Consider the following 18,487-nt stretch of genomic DNA (forward strand, 5'->3'; position numbering starts at 1 on the left):
CGCCGCTCCGGTCGGCGACTGCCCGGCGGCCGACCCTGCGGCCGACCCGGCGGCCGACCCTGCGGCCGACTCGGCGGCGGATTCGATGCGGGCCAGTTCGCGCGTCAGATGGGCGACCTGCCAGCTGTCGTCGCTGGTCGTGTCGGTCAGGGCGAGCACCCCGTCGCGCAGGGTCGAGGTCCACTGCCGGGGGGTGGCGCACTCGTGCAGCTGCCGCAGGGTGGCGCCCAGGCGGTCGACCAGCTCGGCGAACCGACCGGCCAGGTCGATATCCGCGCTGTCGACCCCGTCGAGGGTCATCACGGTGCCGACAGTTGTTGCGTCCTGGCCGTCGAGGGTGGCGCCCAGCAGCATCCGCGACAGTCCGTGCCGCCAGGTGTTCTGGCCGATGTTGACGAGCCCGAAATCGCGTCGGTGCTCCTCGTCGAGGCCCCAGCGGACCGCCACCTGCTCGACCCAGCCGGCGGTCTCGTCGAGGTCGTCGTCGTCCAGCCCGAAGCGGCGCCGCACCGCGGGCGTGCGGGCCAGGTCGAGCACGTCCGCGGCGGTCACGCGGCCACCGGCCAGGGTGACGAGCCGGGCAGCCAGCGCCAGCAGCTGGTTGGTGTGGGCCGGCGCCCGGTCCGCGAGGCTGACGCGCAGCCCGTGCGCCGGGTGGGCGGCCAGCCGGTGCCCACCGTCGCGGCCGGCGGTCTCGGCCAGCACGTCCTCCCGCACAACCTGCCCCAGGCCGAAGCCTGCGTGAATCAGCGGGGCGTAGGAGTCGATGTCGGGACACATGACGAGTACGTCCCGCGGCTCCAGGGTCGGGTCGGCCTGCAAGAGCCCGGCCAGCACGTCGCGGACGACGTCGATCTGCCGCCCTCTGCCGTGGCAGGCGTGAATCTGCAGGCTGCGGTCCTGGCCCGGGAGTACCCGGCCGGCCCGCTCCGAAGGGCTCGGCGGGGCGTCGCGCCGAATGTCGTGTTGCAGCCACCCCAACAGGGTCGCCGGCTCCGGCGAGTCGCCCTGCGCCGGCGAGTCGTGGTTCTCAGCGCTCGAGTGCGCGGACGACGCCAGGGCGAGGGTGCGTTGCAACTCGCGGGAGTCGCGACCCAGCGAGGCCAGCAGCGGGTGGCGCACGTGCAAGGCGCTGTGATCGTCGACCCGCGGCACGGGTCCCGCGGCCAACTCGGGAGCCAAACGATCCCAAGCGACCGGCGAGGCCGACGGGAGCCATAGATGCACGTCGCGCAGTTGCGCGAGCGCGTCGATGATCTCCATCTCACTGCGGGCGATGCGGGTGTGCCCGAAGAGGGAAAGCCGCCCCGGAAGGTCCAGCCCGTCCAGCCCCGCCACGCCGTCAGCCTCGAGCGAACCGACCGAACCGACCGAACCGACGCCCCCGACTCCGCTGCGCAGTCGGGCCAGCACCCGGGCGTGACGCACGTCGGGCGGGTCGGCGTCGACCCGGTCCACGATCAGCCGCCACAGCCGGGCCTGCCAGAGCAAGTCGGCGTCGAGAGCGCCCCCCAACCCATCTGACTCCAGACCCTCGCGCCACTGCGTCAACATCGCGGGGCGCTGCTGGGCGTACGCGGCGAACAGACCGGCGAGCCGCCGGGCGACGGCGAACCGACGGCCGCGGCGCAACTCCCGCTCCTGGGCGCTCAGCGCACGGTCTTCACCGAGGTGAGCGGCGAGCACGCCCGCCCACGGCTCGTCGATGGCCTCGTCGAGCACGCCCAGCACCGACCAGGCGAGTCGATCGGGCTGCCAGGGGTCGTCGCGGTCGATGCCGAGGATCAGGCCCACCAGCGAGTGCGGTGAGGAGAACCGGATGCCGGCCGCAATGCCGTCGTGGGATCCCGGCCGAGCGCCGAGTCGATGCGAGAGCCGCTGGGCGAGCCAGCGCTCCACTCCGCGGGCGGGCACGGCGACGACCTCCTGGGCGAAGGGGTCGTCGACCGGCTGGGTGAGCAGGTCGGCGAGCCCGTCGGCGAGGTGGTCCGTGGCGGTGCCGCGGTGCACGAAGAGGGCCATTCGACGACACTAACCGGCACCCCCGACAAGCCTGCGCTCCCTCGCAGCGGCGCCCGAGGGGGCGCGGGGGTGCCCGCGAGCGCCGACTCCCGGCAGACTGGCCCGCATGTCGTTGAGCCCCGTGGACCTGCAGCACCTGAACCGAGCGGTCGACCTCGCCGAACAGGCGCTGAGGGCCGGGGACGAGCCGTTCGGTTCGCTGCTCGTCGACGCCGACGGCAGGGTGCTGCTGCAGGACCACAACCGCGTGGTCAGCCGCGACGGCACGCGGCACCCGGAGTTCCGGCTGGCGCGCTGGGCCGGCGGTCACCTGTCGCCCCAGCAGCGGGCCGCCGCCACCGTCTACACCTCCGGCGAACACTGCCCGATGTGCGCCGCCGCACACGGCTGGGTGGGCCTGGGGCGCATCGTCTACGCCGCCTCCGCGCTGCAGTTCGCCCAGTGGCAGCAGGAGTGGGGTGCTCCCGACGCGCCCGTCGCCCCGCTGCCGATCACCAGCGTCGTACCCGACGCAGAAGTCGACGGTCCGGCACCGCAACTGGCCGACCGGGTTCGCGCCTTGCACCGCCGCTTCTTCGATGAGGTGGCCTCGTCACGCGGCCGTTAGCCGCGCCGCAGGAGCGTGCCGCGGGCAGCCTGTACATAGGTGCCCTTACTGTCTATAGTGCATATAGACAGTAAGGAGATGGGTGGTGCGAATCGTCATCTCGAACGCCTCCGGGCGTCCGATCTACGAGCAGATCGCGGGGCAGATCCGCGCGGCGATCATGGCGGGGGAACTGGCCGAGGGAGAACGGTTGCCCTCCATCCGGGCGCTGGCGCGCGACCTGCGGGTGTCGGTCATCACGACCACGCGGGCCTACGCCGACCTGGCCGCCGAGGGGTTCGTCACGAACGTCCAGGGCAAGGGCAGCTACGTGCTGGCCCGCGACGCCGAACTGGTGCGCGAGCACGTGCTCGGAGAGGTCGAGCGGCACCTGAGCGCGGCGATCGACGCCGCTCGAGCGGGCCGGCTCAGCGACGCGGAAATCCGCGCCAGCGTGGAGGCGCTGCTGACCGCCGACGAGGGCGGCGACAGCCGCTCGCACGGCCCGACCCGCGCACCCGACGAACAGTCAGACCACGGCCATCCAGGGGAGGACCGATGAACACACCGACAGACCGCAGCGACCTCGGGACGGGCGCCCGCGACAGCGGACCCACCGAACGCCCGGCAACGAACGACGCCGTGGGGACCGACGCCGACGCGTTGACGATCACGGACCTCGTCAAGCGGTTCGACGACTTCACCCTCGAGGGCATCGACCTGCAGGTGCCGCGCGGCTACGTCGTCGGTCTCGTCGGTGCCAACGGCTCGGGCAAGACGACGACGATCGGCTGCGCCCTGGGCCTGGTCGTGCCCGGCAGCGGCACCATCGACATCCCACCGATGGACCGCGTCGGCGTGGTCCTCGACTCGCACTACTTCGTGCCGTGGTGGACCCCCACCTCGCTCGAGAACGCCGTGCGGCCCTTCTATCCGCGCTGGTCACCCGAGCGGTATCGCTCGCTGCTCGTGCGCTTCGGGATCAAGACCGGCACCAAGATCCAAGACCTCTCCCGCGGCCAGACGATGCGCCTGCAACTGGCGGTCGCCCTCGCGCACGACCCCGACCTGCTGATCCTCGACGAGCCGACCTCCGGCCTCGACCCGCTGGCGCGCGATGGCTTCGTCGACGTCATCGCCGACTTCATGACCGACGAGAGCCACAGCGTGCTCTTCTCCACGCACATCACCGCCGACCTGGAGAAGATCGCGGACCACGTCGTCGTGCTCGCCGACGGTCGGGTGGCGGCGACTGCGTCCACCGCCGACCTCATCGAGCAGTATCGGCTCGTGCGCGGCGGCCCGGACGAGCTCACCGACGAGCTTCGCGCCACCCTGCTGGGGCTGCGCGAGCATCCGGTGGGATTCGAGGGCCTGGCCCGCTCCGGCGATGCGGACTCCTGGGGCGGTCTGGTCGTCGAGGCGCCGTCGCTGGATCAGATCGTCGTCGGCATCGCCAAGGGGGTGGCGTCGTGAGCGCGCAGGTGGGTGTCGCGCCCGGCGCGCAATCAGCACGGAGTTCCGTGCGACAGGCGCTGCTGCTGGACTGGCGGGCGGTCGAGTCGGGCTCGGTGACGGTGGTCCTCGTCGCCTTTCCCCTGGTCGGAGGCTTCGGCATGTGGCTCGGGGGCACCAGCTTGCCGTCGACGTTGGTGGTGCTCTGGGCGGCGATGGTGGCTCTGACCCCCTGGCGTTCGGATGACACCGCCGTGCGGCGACTTCGCCCGTCGCTCGGGCTGCCCCGAAGGAGCATCGTCACGGCTCGCTACCTGTGGGCTGGAACGGCGGTTCTCGGGTTGGTCCTCGTCACCACGATCTACGTGCCGGTGGTCGGGCTGCTCCTGAATCGCCCGGCGGCCGAGGAGCTCACGCTGACCTGGTGGCTGGGCACGGGGGTCATGGTGGTCTTGGCAGCCGGGATCCCGGCGCGCATCCGTCGGGGCCGGGCGGCCTCGACGGTCGTCATGATCCTGGTCGCGGTCGGCACCCTGGCGCTCTCCGCGGCCACGATGGTGCTGGTGCCGATCGATTCCGACATGACCGCCTACAACCTGGTCGCGTTCGCTCTCACAGCAGCCCTGGCCGTCATCGCCGTGCCGCTGTCCTATCTCGACGCGCAGCGCGCCTACGCCACCAAGGACCTGTGATGGACCACAAGCCGACACCGACCCGGAGTCGCGCGCGGCGGCCGGCGAAGGCCGCCGTGAGGCCGGGAAGCCTGCGACGGGCCCTGCGCCTCGACGTCAGCTTGGCCGTGGGGCAGCACACGGTGCTGGGGGGCCTGAGCCTCGTGACGTTCGCGCTGTTCGCCGTCTTCGGCCCCGCCTTCTATGCCTCGCCGTTCATCGCCTTCTGGATGGCGTCGCTGGCGTTCGAGGACCGCAACCTGGAGTCTTCGCGGGCGCAGGAGCGACTGATGTGCGTGCTCGGTCTCACGCGAGCGGAGCTGGTGCGGGCCCGATTCGTGCACGTCACGCTGCTCGCGGTAGGCCTGGCCATGGCTACCGGCGCCGTGGGCCTCGTCTGGCATGGGCTGGGCCGCGACCTCACGCAGGCACGATTGGTGCTCGCGATGATCGCCGCGATGCTCTTGATCTGCGCGGTGAGCCTGACTCTGCGGTACTCGTCGTGGAAGCGGTGGCACCAGACAGGCTCCCTCGCGACGCTGGCCGTGGTCATCGCCCTCATCGTCGCCGTGCCGCTGAGCCGCGGGGCGGACTTCTGGAGCGGCACCGCCGAGCTCGACGCCTGGCTCTACGGCGGCCCGATCCCGCCGGTGCTGGTGTTCGCCGGCGCGGCGGTCGCGGTGCTCGTCGCGGGATGCCGCCTCGCCGAGCGGGCCTTCGCCCGCACCGACCTCTGACCGCGCGAGTCGGCGTCGGTGGCCGAGTCGGCACTCGGCGCCTCGGCGCGCTCACTTAGCGTGGGGGCGTGAGCGCCGACCTCCCTCTCCTCGTGCTCGTGCACGGCACCCGCTTCGACGCGCGTGCCTGGCGGGGGTATGCGCAGGCCATCCCGCAGGCACAGGTTGTCGCGGTCGACCTGCCCGGGCACGGTCAGCGCGCCGGCCAGGAGTGGTCGACCGAGGCGGCCCTGGAGGTCGTGGCGCGGGCGATCGACGATGCCGGCGGGGGAGCGGGGCGGCCGGTCGTCCTCGCCGGGCACAGCCTTGGTGGCTACGTCGCCGCGGCCTACGCGTACCGCCACCCCGAGCGGCTCGCGGGGCTGGCGCTCATCGGCGCCACCGCCGACCCGGCTCGCCATCCCTACCTCGTGATGACGTACACGGGTTTCGCCAAGCTCATCCCGCTGCTGGGCCCGCAGCGGATGGCGAGGGTCGCCAACCGGGTGTTGCGCGGCCTGGGATTGAGCGACGACGCGCTGCCGGACGCCACCGGCTACGCGGTGACCCCAGCGGCCTGGGCCACCGTCGTCGCCGACGCCCGCGCCGACCAGTTGGCGCAGGTCACGTGCCCGATCTACCTCGTCGCCGGGCGCTTCGACCAGCTCGGCATCGACCTCTGGCACTACGCGCGGCGCTCCCGCCACCCGCGCGTGCGGGTCATCCCACGAGCCAGCCACCTGGCGCCCCTCACCCACGCCGATCAGGTCGCCGACATCCTGCGCGAATCCGTCACCGAAGCGACCCGGCGCTCAGATCACCGAGAGACAGGCTCAGAGCGCTAGCCGGCGTAGGCCCGCTCCTTGCAGCGACTCACGCATGGCGCGGATGGTGCGGCGCACCCCGTCGGCCAGCGCCACCTGCGGCTGCCAGCCGAGCACTTCCCGTGCCCGCGAAATGTCGGGCTGGGCGCCGACGGCTTCGGTCGCGGCATTGACGAACAGGAAGGGAGCCTGGGTGCCGGCGGCGTCGACGACGGTGCGGGCCAGATCCAGCAGGGTGCGCGGCTCGGGATCGCCGAACTCCATGACCCCGTGCGCGCCGCTGCGCGACAGCGCCAGCAGCCCACTCACGACGTCGTCCACGTAACAGACCGAGCGTGCCTGCGATCCGTCTCCGGCGATGAGCACCGGGCCGCCCGAGAACGCCTGCTGCACCAACGTGGTCATGGTGCTGCGCTCCTGGCTGCGCATGTGCGGGCCGTAGCTGTCGAAGACCCGCGCGACGGCGGTCGACATCCCGTAGGCGTGCCGGTAGGCCGTGGTCAAAGCCTCGCCGCCCTGCAACTCCTCGTCATCGGGCCCCGTTGTGCCGCAAGCGAAGACGAATCGCGCCCCCTTGTCGCGCGCCAGTTCCAACGCGGTGCGAGTGCCGTGCGGTCCCGCGAGGACGCGGCGCAGCCGTCCCTCTTCGCCGAGCAGGCTCGGCGAGGCCAGATGCATGACGAGGTCGACCGGGCCCTGCACCTGCAGCGGCTGCTCCAGATCGTGATTGACGATCATCAGCCCGGCGTCATCGGCCAGGTGCGACAGGTGCCCCGGGCACCCGCTGGTGAAGGTGTCGACGCTGACCACCGCCACACCTTGCGCCCGCAACCGTGAGCACAGATGTCCCCCGACCGAGCCCCCTCCGCCCGTTACCACGACCCTGCGTAACCGAGGTGGAGAAATGTGCATTCGTTACACGTCCTTTCACGCGCAAGCGAAGCCGGAGCTCGAAGCTGCCGTACCGCGGGTGCGCACTACAGACGCGCTGCAGGCGCACGAGGAGAGGTCCGATGGGTCGATGCTCCGATACCCGGATGCGGGAGGCGTCGGGGTGAGGGCACCGAGTGGTTGGCCTCATGACGTCAGTGAGCCGTGGGTTCAGGCCGATGTATCGCCGTCGACGGGGTGCCCTGCGCTACGCGAGCTGCGGAGCCGTCCGCAGAGGCGCCAGGAAGGGCATCCGCGACCGCGAATTGTGATATCCATAACGCTGCCATACGGGCAGTCTTTGCGCAAGGGTCTCTGGGGTCGGATCGCGGGCCGACCTGCAGCGGCCGGGACCCGCGCCTGGTCGCCGCGTCTTGCGGCGGCTAACCTTGGCTGTACCAGCGCCCGGACCACGCGCTCCCACCTTCGATCGAGGGAGCCCAGATGGTCCCCATGTCCCACTCCACTGCCTTCGGCAGCGCTCTGACCACGCCGCGGCGCGGTTTCGGCGCAGCGATCCCCCTGCTCGAACGTCCGGCCGGCGGCGACGCCGATCGCTTCGCGTTCGTCGCCACGCAGCCGCCCGGTGCCCAGTTCTGCGTGGACGAGCAGTCCGTCGCCGTGCAGCCCGCCACTGCGGAGTCGGCGCAGGAGTCCGCCGCGCAGGAGCCCGACGACGCCGAGGCCCTCGCCAAGGAGTTGGCCGCGGCGCACCACAAAGTCGAGAACCTCACGACGGCGTTGGCCACGTCGCGGATCATCGGCACGGCCGTCGGTGTCCTCGTCGAACGCCTTAAGCTGCTCCCGGACGCCGCCTTCCGCGTGCTCGCGGAGGTCAGTCAGCGGACCAATCGCAAGGTGCGCGACGTCGCCTCTGAGCTGGTGGAAACCGGGGTGCTGGCGCATCGTGAGTCCCACCCGCAACGGCGGGGCGCGTAGCCGGACCAGGCACTACGCGCCCCGCCGCGAGGACTACCGCGAGGACTCCCGCGGCGAACGGCTCAGGCGGGCACCTCCGAGCGGTCGCCGGACCACAAGGTGTGGAACGAGCCCTCGTCGTCGATGCGCCGATAGGTGTGCGCCCCGAAGTAGTCGCGCAGCCCCTGGGTGAGCGCGGCGTTGAGGCGCGGCGCGCGCGCCTGGTCGTAGTAGGCGAGTGAGGAGGAGAAGCCGGGCACCGGCACGCCGGAGACGACCGCCGTGGCGACGACCCGCCGCCACGTGTCCTGCTTGGCGCCCAGCTCCTCCTTGATCGAAGGTGCCTCGAGCAGCGTCACGAGGTTGTTCGCGGCGTACTCGTCGCTGATGCGGCCCAGCAGCTTGGCGCGAATGATGCACCCCGCTCGCCAGATGCGAGCGACGGCCGCCACGTCGATCTGCCAGCCGTACTCGGCGGCGGCCATCCGAATGAGGTCCAGGCCCTGGGCGTAGGCGATGACCTTCGCGCACCACAGGGCGTCGCGAATGGCATCGACGAAGGCGGCCGGGTCGTCCACCTGCAGCGATCCGTCGGGTCCGGTGAGCGCCGCCTGCGCCGCCGCGCGCAGCTGCGGGTGACTGGAGACGGCGCGGGCGAAGACCGCGGCGGCGATCGAGTCGACGGGGGTGCCGAGGTTGAGCGCCGACTGCACGGTCCAGGTGCCGGTGCCCTTCATCCCGGCGGCGTCGTGAATGACCTCGACGAGGGCCTTGCCGGTGCGCGCGTCGGTCTGCCGCAGCACCTGCGCGGTGATCTCGATGAGGTAGGAGTCGAGGTCGCCGGAGTTCCACCCGTCGAAGGTGTCGGCCATCTCCTCGTGGCTCAGGCCGAGGGCCTTGAGCAACTCGTAGGCCTCGCCGATGAACTGCATGTCGGCGTACTCGATGCCGTTGTGCACCATCTTCACGAAGTGCCCGGCGCCGTCGGCGCCGATGTAGGTGCAGCACGGCTCGCCGTCGATCTTGGCGGAGATGTCCTCCAGGATCGGGCCGATGAACTCGTAGGAGGATTCCGGGCCGCCCGGCATGATCGACGGTCCTTCCAGGGCCCCGACCTCTCCACCGGAGATGCCGGCGCCGATGAACCGCAGCCCGTGCTCGGCGAGCTTGGCCTCGCGGCGGCGGGTGTCCTCGTAGAAGGCGTTGCCGCCGTCGACGACGATGTCGCCCTCCTCCAGGAGGGGGATCAGCGAGTCGATCGTCGCGTCGGTGCCGGCGCCGGCCTGCACCATGATGACGATGCGCCGCGGTCGCTCCAGCGAGGCGACGAAGTCTTCCAGGTGCTCCGCGGGCACGAACTCGCCCTCCGTGCCGTGGTCGGCGATGACCGCCTGAGTGCGCGCGAACGTGCGGTTGAACAGCGCGACCCGGTAGCCGTGGTGCGCCATGTTGCGCGCCAGGTTGCTGCCCATCACCGCCATCCCGATGACGCCGACCTGCGCCGATCCGGGCGAGGCCGGCCGGGTCTCTTGCGGGCTCGTCGTGGGGATGCCGGCGGCTTGCGCCTCGGCGGCGGCCGCCCGATCCTGCTGCTGCGGGGATTCGGTTGCTCCAGGGTCTGCGGTGGGCGCGTCGGGTCGGTCGGTGCGCTCGGGCTGGGTTTCGCGTGCAGTCATGGCCTCATTCATTCACTGGTGCGCTGGTGGCGGCAACGAGTGTCCGAGCTTCGTCCGACAGGCGGGGCCGCCGGGGCCGAGCCACTGTGCCAAGACTTGCGATCTGCAAACCTGAGTTACGTATATCCACGGTTGATTTCGAGTCCAAGAGTCGGCGCACCGCGGCACGCCGAGACGGCCGGCGTTCGTGGCGCAGGTTGCCGACCCGGGATCTCAGGGGCGGGTCAAGAACTGCGGCTCATCGGCCCCGAAGCGCCGCGCGACCTGCGTGGCCACCTCGTAGACCAACGACTGCAAGGACTGCGCCGGCATGTCGATCGAGTACTCGAAGGTCAGCGGCTCGAACGCCTCGATGGGCTCGCCGACGACGACCCGTCCGGAGTCGCCGTGGATGGTCCCGGGATGCACGGGCTCGGCCGAGATGAGTTCCAGCGTCGCGCGCACCCGGCCGTGGTAGCCCATGAGCTTGGCGCGCTCGTCGATATAGACGACGAGCTCTGCCAGGCCGGCCTCGACATCCGGCAACAGCACGGTCCAGGGACTGACGCGCCCACCCAGATGCGGCTGGTACCCGTAACGGTTGCCCCCCACACCGATGCAGGTATTTCCCGACAGGGCCAGGGCCAGACGCAGGGAGACCTGGCCGTCGGCGCTCGTGGTGATGGAGGCGACCGGCACATTGGTGCGCAGGCCGTAGTCGATCTCCTCCTCGGCGTACTCGAGCGGGCCGATCGGCGCTCGACCGCTCTCCATGGCCGCGGTGACCATGGCCAGCAGATCCTCCCTGGTGGCGGGCGGCTCGTCGGGAGCGTCGATGAGATGCGCGATCATCACCGCACACGCTCCTGCCATGGGATTCAGCTCATCGATCAGCAGTTCGCGGACTTCCTCGGCGCTCATCTTCGATCCCCGTCTCCCATAACCACTCGTGCGTGGCTCCCTATTCTGCGCTGCTCCCGCGCTCCAGCGGCAGCACCCCCGCGCGCGTTATGGCGTTAACAGCGACATCCCGAGCAATGCGGCCGCGACCGAGCCCACGAGGGTGAGCCCTGCGTAGCCGGCGGCGGAGGCCGGACCGCCGGCCAGCCACAGCCGCACACACTCCACGGAGGCGGTGCTGAAGGTGGTGTAGCCACCGCAGAATCCGGTGCCGACCGCGGCCACCACCGTCGGCGGCAACACCCCCGGATGCCGGGTGGCCAGGCCGACGAGCAAGCCCAACAGGAGCGACCCGGTGACGTTGATCAACAACGTGCCGAGCGGCAGCGCCCGCGGCGCCGACTGCGAGCCCCGCCCACGCCGCCAGCGCAGCCGGCGCTCGACCTCACCGTCGACGACGCACCGGGTGACCGCCCCCAGCCCCCCGGCCAGCGCCACGAAGAGCACCGTCATCGGGGTTCCGGCTCCGGGCCGCGGTGCGGGCTCGCCGCTCGCGTCGGCGTCGGCAACGCCCGGCTCAGCCACAGGCCCGCGGCCGCCGCGAGCAGGCCGAGCAGCACCGTGGCCACGGCATACGCCGGGCCTAACGGCCACCCCAGGTGCCCGGTCTCCACGGCGAAGGTGCTGTAGGTGGTAAAGCCCCCGAGCACGCCGGTGCCCACCCCGAGTCGTACGGCGCGGCGCCGGCCGACATCGGGTCCGCGGCGCGCGAGAGACTCCAGCAGGAGGGCCAACGCGAAGGCCCCGGAGAGGTTGATGGCGAACGTCGCCCACGGCCAGCTGCCCGCAGGCGCGGCGAACCGCTCCTCCGCCACCGCCCGAACCGCGGTGCCGACGCCGCCACCCACGGCCACCAGGGCCAGCAGCAGCGGGTCCCGGTGCGGACGCTGGCTCACTCCCACGGTGCGCGGCCCCGCCAGTCGACGACCTGCAGGGGCACCACGAGCACCGGCCGGTGCTGGCGGTGCGTCAGCTGTACGCCCAGGGAACGGTGCAGGAAGTCCAAGCCGCGCCGCTTGCCGCAGTGCGTGCCGACGACGAACGCGGCGGCATCGACCGCCCGCGCCAGGTGAGTCAGCGCGCGATCGGCGCGGCCCGCCAGATAGCGCAGGTGCCAGGGCACCCCCTGCCCGTCCATGACGGCGGCGATCTGGGCGGTGAGCCGATCCGCCGTGCGCTGCCATTCGCCGTCGTCGAGCACGTCCGGGTTCATCGACTGGTGCTTGACGGTGCCGTCAGCGAACTCTTCGACGGTGACTCGGCCGGTATCCACGTACCCGAAGTAGAGGGCGGGGGCTCCGCTGGCGCGGGCCAGCGACGCGGCCGTCAACGCGACCAGATCGGGCTGCGCGGGCTGAACTCCGACGACGATGGGATGGCTGGCGAATTGAGTCAGCCGGTCCGGACTCGGTTGGGGCGGAACGTGCGTAGCCATCGTCCTCTCCTGGTGAGCGCGACGAATTCGGCGGAGGGGGCTGATTCTTCATCTTCGCAGGTTCTGTCGCCGCGTCGGGGACCATAGGCCCAGAAAGGAAGGTGCACGTATGCCCGAGCTGCTGCCGCGACGCTCTGCTGGACCGGCGGTCGACGCCGTGATCATCGGGGCCGGCCACCACGGCCTGGTCGCCGCCGCGACGCTAGCGGACGCAGGGTGGGACGTGCTGGTCCTCGAGCAGCGGCAGGTCGTGGGCGGCGCGGTGCACTCCAGCGACCGCGACGGCTGGGTCATGGACACCTTCAGTGCCTGCCATCCGCTGGCCCTGGCCTCGCCAGTGCTGCGCCACCTGGACCTGCCGGCGCACGGGCTGCGGTGGGCGTGGGCCCCGACGCAGGTCGCGCACCTGGCGCGACCAGGAGAGTCGCAGGCGCCCGCCATCGAAGCCCGCGCGCAGGACACCGCCGCGGCCCTGGCCCAGGACGCTGCGCGCGACGGCGCGACGTGGCTGCGGCTCGTCGAGCAGTACGAGCAGGTCAAGGGCCCGCTGCTCGACGCGCTGCTGACGCAGTGGCCGCCCCTGACCAGCGCTGCCCGGCTGCTGCGCCGCGTCCACCCAAGCGGCGTCGCGGACTTCGCCCGCTTCCTCCTGCTACCTGCCCTGCGCCTGGGCGAGGAGCTCTTCGAGGGGCGCGCCGGGCGCGAGTTGCTCGCCGGCAACGCCCTGCACGCCGACGTGCCCCTGACGGCACCCGTCAGCGGGATGTTCGGGTGGCTGCTGGCCATGCTCGCGCAAGATGTCGGCTACCCCGCTCCGGTGGGCGGGGCGGGCCAGCTGGCGGCGGCCTTGGCGCGGCGGGCGCAGGCGGCCGGAGCGCAGCTGCGCACCGGCGTGAGCGTCGATCGGATCGTCGTGCGGGACTCGCGCGTCGCCGGCGTGCGCACGCTCGCGGGGGAGTGGATCGCCGTGCGCCGCGCGGTGGTGGCCGACACCAGCGCGCCGGCCCTCTACGGGCGGCTGCTCGACCCGGCGCAGGTGCCCGACGGACTTCGCGCACGCGTGCGCAACTTCGCCTGGGACCTACCGACGGTCAAGACCAACTACCGCCTCGCCGCCGACATGCCGTGGACCGCGCGGCAGGCGCGGGCGGCGGGCGTCGTGCACGTGGGCCGCGACGTGCCGGGGATGGTGCGCTGGTCGGCGCACCTGGAGTCCGGCCGGGTGCCGACCGCACCCTTCGCCCTCGTGGGGCAGATGACGACCATCGACCCGACCCGCTCCCCGCGCGGAACTCAGGCGCTCTGGCTCTACACCCACCTACCCCGGGGTGTCACCGACGAGGGGGCCGCGCGCGCGACGATCGAACACACCGAGACGATGCTCGACGCCTTCGCCCCTGGCTGGCGCGAGCTGGTCCTCGACCGCTGGGACCAGACCCCGGCCGACCTGCAGCGGGCCGACGCGAACCTCGGCGACGGGGCCGTCGGTGGCGGCACCTCGCAACTGTTTCAGCAGGGTCTGTGGCGACCGGCCACGGGATTCGGGGGGCCGCGAACCCATCTGCGTGGCCTCTATCTCGGCAGCGCCGCCAGCCATCCAGGTGGTGGGGTGCACGGAGCGTGCGGGTACCTCGCGGCGCGCGCGGCGCTGCGCGACGTGGGGCTAGCGGGCCGCGGACTCGACCGATTGCGACTGGGGGCGTTGCACCGGCTCTACGGCGATCCCGCTCCGGGCTGGGTCGGTCGCGCTCGGTGAGCCGGGCGCCCCCAGGCGCCCGCCCGTGAGCAACACCGCGACCAACGCCAAGACCGACATGCCCATCGTGGCCGGCGCGATGGTCTCCAGCGGCACGCCCATGGCCACCGGCGCCGCGATCAGCGACCAGTTGACCATGTGGGCCGCGAGAATCGAGGGCAGCAGGCTGGCGTGCGCCAGGTTGCGCAGGGCGCACAGCACGATCGAGACCGCCACGAGGAAGGCCGCGTACAGGCCCATCTCGGTGAAGGTGGCGAAGCGCAGGTTCCACGCGGAGGTGGTCATCAACGGCACCTGGTAGACGAACACCAGGAGCCCCAGCCCGACGGCCGCGACCAGCGGGTGCAGGGACTGCTGCAGGCGCGGCAGGGCGAACCCGCGCCACCCCACCTCCTCCTGAACTGGGCCCAGAATGGCCAGCGCGACGAACAGCAGCACGAACGCCGCGAGAGTCCAGGTGACGCTCGGGGTGCCCGGGCCGCGAGGCACGCTCAGGTAGCCGGCGAAGATCGCCAGCGGCACCGCGACCAGCGCCACGATGTAGTGCAACGGGTTGACTCGCCACTGCACGATGCGGCGCAACAGCCGCAGTGGGGCGCCCGGCCCATCAACCATCCGACTGACGATCAGAGCCGACAGAAACGGCCCGACGAAGAGACCCAACACATGCACGTTGAGGGCGGTCAGGCTGGACATCTGCCAGGTGAAGAGCCCGATCCCGCTGTAGCCCAGAAACCACGGCGCCCACACCAACCAGGAGCCGGCGAACGCCAGCACGATGAACGTCAGGACCGGGTTGTTTCGCACGATTGCCGTCATCGAAGGCTCCTTCACCGGCTCGTCATGAGAATCAGCGTATTCCCAGATCGGGCCGGTGAGCCTGCTACTCCCGTCAAACATGTGGCACGCACGGCTGCGGCGGGGCGGGGCGTCGGCGGTGGGTGGCGGCCGGGACTTAGAGTCGGTCGCCGTGACCCGATCTGGCTCCACGAGAATGCCGGTGCTCCCGTCGCCAACGGCGCTGCCGCTGGCCGCTGCCCTGGGCGGTCTGTGGATCGTCAGCCTCGTCACGGTGGCGCTGGCCTTCCCGCACGGCACGCCGACGTCGTCGGACCCAGGGGCCCCCGCCATCCCGGTCTGGGTCACCATCCTGCCCCCGCTCGTCGGCATCGCCCTGGCGCTCGCGCTGCCGGGCAGAAGGCCCGCGCTGGCCGTGTCCGCCGTCAACGCCCGACCCTTGCTGCTCACGACGATCGTGCTGCTCGGGTGCGCTGTCGCGTTCCCGGTGGCCGTCGGGCTCGTACCGCTGCAGGGGGAGAACTACGTCCTCGGCAAATTCGTGCTGCTCATGCTGGTTCCCGCGCTGACCGTGCTGACGATCCGCGGAGCCGTGCGCCTCGAAGTGCCCCGCGCGGCGTGGCGTTGGTGGGCGCCGGCCATCGCGGTCGCGGCGTGGGCGTGGCTGGCGCTGCTGGCGCCGTGGATTCCCCAGCACGACCTCTCCGGCTATGACACCGAACTGCTCGTCGTCGCCGCGGTCGCCACCGCGGTGACGGCCGGTCTCGGTGAAGAACTCTTCTACCGGCGCTGGCTGCAGACCCGGCTGGAGGCGCTGCTCGGCCCGTGGCTCGGCATTGCGCTCGCCTCCCTGGCCTTCGCGTTCATGCACCTCGGCTCGCACGGCACCGGCAACCTCCCGCTCGACGTCGCCCGAGTCATCGCCGCCCAGGGGTCGTTCGGGCTGTTCATGGGCGTTCTGTGGTGGCGCTACCGCAACCTGACCCTCGTCGTGCTCGCGCATCTCCTCGTCAACGGCTGGGGGCCGGCGGTGGAGATCCTGCATCGCCTCAGCTGAGGCTCCCGCCGGACTCGGGAAGAGATCCGGCCCCTTCTGCATTGAGTGACATGAACTCAATTTTGGAGGTGCCACATGACGCAGCTGCGTCTTCCCCTTCTACTCGTCGGCGAACCGGTCGTGCTCCCAGGCATGGTCGTGCCGATCGAACTCGATGACGCCGGGCAGGCCGCGGTCGACGCTGCCGCCGCGAGCGCCGACAACACCCTGCTGATCGCGCCGCGGCTGGAGGACCGACTGCCCGACTACGCCGTGCTGGCCGACATCGTGCAGCGCGGCCGCACGCCCGGGGGCGAACCGGCCGTCGTGCTGCGCGGCCGTCAGCGCGCCCGCCTCGAGCAAGGGGTCAGCGGCCCAGGGTCTGCGCTTTGGATGGAGGTCGCGCCGATCGAGAATGCGGAGCCCGACGACGAGACCACGACCCTGGCGGCCGAGTACCGCGCGCTGGTGCTGGCCGACCTGCAGCGACGCAACGCCTGGCAGGTCGTCGACTCCGTCAACCGCGTCAGCGACCCCTCGGCGCTGGCCGACCTGGCCGGTTACGCCAGCTACATCAGCGACAGCCAAAAACGCGAACTGCTCGAAACGCCCGACACCAAGGCTCGGCTGCGGCTGGTGATCGGCTGGACCCGAGACCACATCGCCGAGGCCGAGGTCAGCGAGAAGATCGCCGAAGAGGTGCGGGCCGGCGTCGACAAGACCCAACGCGAGTACCTCCTACGCCAGCAGCTCGCCGCCATCCGTAAGGAGCTCGGGGAGGGCGAGCCGGAAGGTGCCGACGACTACCGCGGCCGCGTCGAGGCCGCCGACCTGCCCGAGAAGGTCCGCGAGGCGGCCATGCGCGAGGTCGGCAAGCTCGAGCGGGCCAGCGAGAACAACCCCGAGGCGGGCTACATCCGCACTTGGCTCGACACCGTCCTCGAGCTGCCCTGGCACTCGAGCACTACCGACTCGACCGACATCCCGGGAGCCCGCGCGATCCTCGATGCCGACCACCACGGCCTCGACGACGTCAAGGACCGCATCACCGAGTACCTCGCCGTGCGGGCCCGCCGCGCCCAGCGAGGCCTAGAGGTCGTCGGCGGCCGCGGCTCCGGAGCGGTGCTCGTGCTCGTCGGCCCGCCCGGCGTCGGCAAGACGTCGCTGGGGGAGTCCGTCGCCCGGGCGCTGGGCCGCAAGTTCGTCCGCGTCGCCCTCGGTGGAGTGCGCGACGAGGCGGAGATCCGTGGCCACCGGCGCACCTACGTCGGGGCGCTGCCCGGTCGCATCGTCCGGGCGATCGGCGAGGCCGGCTCGATGAACCCCGTCGTGCTGCTCGACGAGATCGACAAGGTCGGCTCGGACTTCCGCGGCGACCCGGCCGCGGCGCTGCTCGAGGTGCTCGACCCGGCGCAGAACCACACGTTCCGCGACCACTACCTCGACCTGGATCTCGACCTGTCCGATGTCGTCTTCCTCGCCACGGCCAACGTCGTGGAGTCGATCCCGCAGGCGTTGCTGGACCGCATGGAGCTCGTGACGCTCGACGGGTACACCAGCGACGAGAAGGTCGCCATCGCCCGCGACTTCCTGCTGCCCCGGCAGTTGGAGCGGGCCGCCCTGACCGCCGAGGAGGTCGAGCTCACCGACGAAGCGCTACGGTTGCTCGCTGCCGACTACACCCGAGAGCCGGGGGTTCGGCAACTCGAGCGGCTGCTCGCCAAGGCCCTGCGCAAGGTGGCGACCAAATTGGCCGATGAGTCGGGCCCGCTGGTCATCGACGCCGCCGACCTGCGCGACTACGTCGGGCGCCCGCGGTTCACCCCCGACGCCCACGAGCGCACGAGCGTTCCCGGCGTCGCGACCGGCCTGGCCGTCACGGGGATGGGCGGCGACGTGCTGTTCATCGAGGCCAATGCCGTCGACGGCGAGCCCGGCCTGACTCTGACCGGGCAGCTTGGCGACGTCATGAAGGAATCGGCGCAGATCGCGCTCTCCTACGTGCGCTCGCACGCCGCCGAGCTGGGCATCGCCGACGTCAGCGTGCTCGACCGGCGCATCCACATTCACGTGCCGGCCGGGGCGATCCCCAAGGACGGCCCGTCGGCGGGCGTCACGATGGTCACGGCCCTGACGTCGCTGGCCACCGGCCGCCCGGTGCGCTCGGACGTCGGCATGACCGGCGAGGTGACGCTGAACGGGCGGGTGCTGCCGATCGGTGGCGTCAAGCAGAAGCTGCTCGCCGCCCAGCGCGCCGGCCTGACCACCGTCTTCGTGCCCAGCCGCAACGAGCCCGACCTCGACGACGTCCCGGCCGAGATCCTCGAGGCGCTCACGGTGCGACCCATGGGCGAGGTCAGCGCGCTCATTACTGCCGCGCTGGAGCCGGTGGGCTCCAACGAGGCGACACCGGAGAACGCGGCAACCGCCGCCTGACCCACCCCTCTCGCGATCGCGCGCCACCCGCTGGTGGCGCGCGATCGTGTTGTCCCGCAAGCGATTTCCTGACTCGCGAGGCCAAGCCCCCCCGGGGAGCGTCCCTACTTGTGGCATCGCGAGGGCGGGGTCGGTGGTGCCTCGGTCCGCTCAGACGTAGCGACTTCTCGACTCACTCGCGCGCAGGCCGATTTGTAAAGATGCAGGTCAGCGTGGTGCGTGCTTTTCAGCATGGCCCGCGAGTGCGTCGAGAAGTCGCTACGTCGTCGAGTTCTGCAGCCGCCGGGCG

The 18,487-nt window shown here is 71.5% G+C and carries 18 protein-coding genes; 10 read left to right on the plus strand and 8 right to left on the minus strand.

Annotated elements, in window-relative coordinates; all coding sequences use genetic code 11:
• Positions 1 to 2,022 (minus strand): exodeoxyribonuclease V subunit gamma (locus KILIM_RS08555; protein WP_006592262.1); only part of this gene is annotated, 2,022 nt, incomplete at its 3' end.
• 106 nt (positions 2,023 to 2,128) lie between these two features.
• Here KILIM_RS08555 and KILIM_RS08560 point away from each other — a divergent pair.
• The 6 genes from KILIM_RS08560 (at position 2,129) to KILIM_RS08585 (ending at position 6,295) form a co-directional block, all read left to right on the plus strand.
• Positions 2,129 to 2,629: a nucleoside deaminase gene (locus tag KILIM_RS08560; protein WP_006592263.1), complete on the plus strand. Its 501-nt coding sequence runs from the start codon at positions 2,129 to 2,131 to the stop codon at positions 2,627 to 2,629.
• An 85-nt stretch (positions 2,630 to 2,714) separates the two neighbouring features.
• Positions 2,715 to 3,170, plus strand: a complete 456-nt coding sequence (locus KILIM_RS08565; protein ID WP_083876019.1) for a GntR family transcriptional regulator — start codon at positions 2,715 to 2,717, stop codon at positions 3,168 to 3,170.
• Entirely contained in the window at positions 3,167 to 4,084 is a 918-nt protein-coding gene (locus KILIM_RS08570) for an ABC transporter ATP-binding protein (RefSeq protein ID WP_006592265.1), read from the plus strand. Before KILIM_RS08565 ends, KILIM_RS08570 begins: the two co-directional genes overlap by 4 nt.
• A gap of 47 nt (positions 4,085 to 4,131) precedes the next feature.
• Complete coding sequence (locus KILIM_RS08575) at positions 4,132 to 4,755, plus strand: ABC-2 transporter permease (protein WP_006592266.1); 624 nt, start codon at positions 4,132 to 4,134, stop codon at positions 4,753 to 4,755.
• A complete protein-coding gene (locus KILIM_RS08580; RefSeq protein WP_006592267.1) occupies positions 4,755 to 5,471 on the plus strand; it encodes an ABC-2 transporter permease in 717 nt (238 codons plus the stop codon). Before KILIM_RS08575 ends, KILIM_RS08580 begins: the two co-directional genes overlap by 1 nt.
• Positions 5,472 to 5,539: 68 nt before the next feature.
• Positions 5,540 to 6,295 carry an alpha/beta fold hydrolase gene (locus KILIM_RS08585; RefSeq protein WP_006592268.1) on the plus strand — a complete coding sequence of 252 codons (756 nt, stop codon included), beginning with the start codon at positions 5,540 to 5,542 and terminating at the stop codon, positions 6,293 to 6,295.
• On the opposite strand, the gene KILIM_RS08590 is transcribed toward KILIM_RS08585, so the two are convergent.
• Entirely contained in the window at positions 6,284 to 7,186 is a 903-nt protein-coding gene (locus tag KILIM_RS08590) for an NAD-dependent epimerase/dehydratase family protein (protein WP_040562746.1), read from the minus strand. The genes KILIM_RS08585 and KILIM_RS08590 overlap by 12 nt on opposite strands.
• Before the next feature lie 462 nt (positions 7,187 to 7,648).
• On the opposite strand from KILIM_RS08590, the gene KILIM_RS08595 reads away from it, so the two are divergent.
• Positions 7,649 to 8,143, plus strand: a complete 495-nt coding sequence (locus tag KILIM_RS08595; protein WP_006592270.1) for an ANTAR domain-containing protein — start codon at positions 7,649 to 7,651, stop codon at positions 8,141 to 8,143.
• Positions 8,144 to 8,205: 62 nt separating this feature from the next.
• Here KILIM_RS08595 and gnd read toward each other — a convergent pair whose 3' ends face one another.
• The 5 genes from gnd to KILIM_RS24960 form a co-directional block, all read right to left on the minus strand.
• Positions 8,206 to 9,798: an NADP-dependent phosphogluconate dehydrogenase gene (gnd, locus tag KILIM_RS08600; protein ID WP_006592271.1), complete on the minus strand. Its 1,593-nt coding sequence runs from the start codon at positions 9,796 to 9,798 to the stop codon at positions 8,206 to 8,208.
• Positions 9,799 to 10,011: 213 nt separating this feature from the next.
• Positions 10,012 to 10,698, minus strand: a complete 687-nt coding sequence (locus KILIM_RS08605) for a hypothetical protein (protein WP_006592272.1) — start codon at positions 10,696 to 10,698, stop codon at positions 10,012 to 10,014.
• Between the two features lie 87 nt (positions 10,699 to 10,785).
• Positions 10,786 to 11,190, minus strand: coding sequence for a fluoride efflux transporter FluC (locus tag KILIM_RS08610; protein WP_006592273.1), 405 nt, complete (start codon positions 11,188 to 11,190; stop codon positions 10,786 to 10,788).
• Entirely contained in the window at positions 11,187 to 11,633 is a 447-nt protein-coding gene (locus KILIM_RS24955) for a camphor resistance protein CrcB (RefSeq protein WP_006592274.1), read from the minus strand. Before KILIM_RS24955 ends, KILIM_RS08610 begins: the two co-directional genes overlap by 4 nt.
• Positions 11,630 to 12,172 (minus strand): putative universal stress family protein, encoded by a 543-nt coding sequence (locus KILIM_RS24960; RefSeq protein ID WP_006592275.1) that lies wholly within the window; start codon positions 12,170 to 12,172, stop codon positions 11,630 to 11,632. Before KILIM_RS24960 ends, KILIM_RS24955 begins: the two co-directional genes overlap by 4 nt.
• Positions 12,173 to 12,281: 109 nt before the next feature.
• Here KILIM_RS24960 and KILIM_RS08625 point away from each other — a divergent pair, with 109 nt between their 5' ends.
• Positions 12,282 to 13,928, plus strand: a complete 1,647-nt coding sequence (locus tag KILIM_RS08625; RefSeq protein ID WP_006592276.1) for a phytoene desaturase family protein — start codon at positions 12,282 to 12,284, stop codon at positions 13,926 to 13,928.
• Here the strand turns inward: KILIM_RS08625 and KILIM_RS08630 are convergent.
• Positions 13,836 to 14,747: a CPBP family intramembrane glutamic endopeptidase gene (locus KILIM_RS08630; protein ID WP_006592277.1), complete on the minus strand. Its 912-nt coding sequence runs from the start codon at positions 14,745 to 14,747 to the stop codon at positions 13,836 to 13,838. The genes KILIM_RS08625 and KILIM_RS08630 overlap by 93 nt on opposite strands.
• Before the next feature lie 151 nt (positions 14,748 to 14,898).
• Here KILIM_RS08630 and KILIM_RS08635 point away from each other — a divergent pair, with 151 nt between their 5' ends.
• Positions 14,899 to 15,783 carry a CPBP family intramembrane glutamic endopeptidase gene (locus KILIM_RS08635; protein ID WP_255247627.1) on the plus strand — a complete coding sequence of 295 codons (885 nt, stop codon included), beginning with the start codon at positions 14,899 to 14,901 and terminating at the stop codon, positions 15,781 to 15,783.
• 75 nt (positions 15,784 to 15,858) lie between these two features.
• Positions 15,859 to 18,198, plus strand: a complete 2,340-nt coding sequence (gene lon / locus KILIM_RS08640; RefSeq protein WP_006592279.1) for an endopeptidase La — start codon at positions 15,859 to 15,861, stop codon at positions 18,196 to 18,198.
• Positions 18,199 to 18,487 lie beyond the last annotated feature (289 nt).

This window comes from Kineosphaera limosa NBRC 100340, assembly GCF_000298215.1.
Lineage (GTDB): Bacteria > Actinomycetota > Actinomycetes > Actinomycetales > Dermatophilaceae > Kineosphaera > Kineosphaera limosa.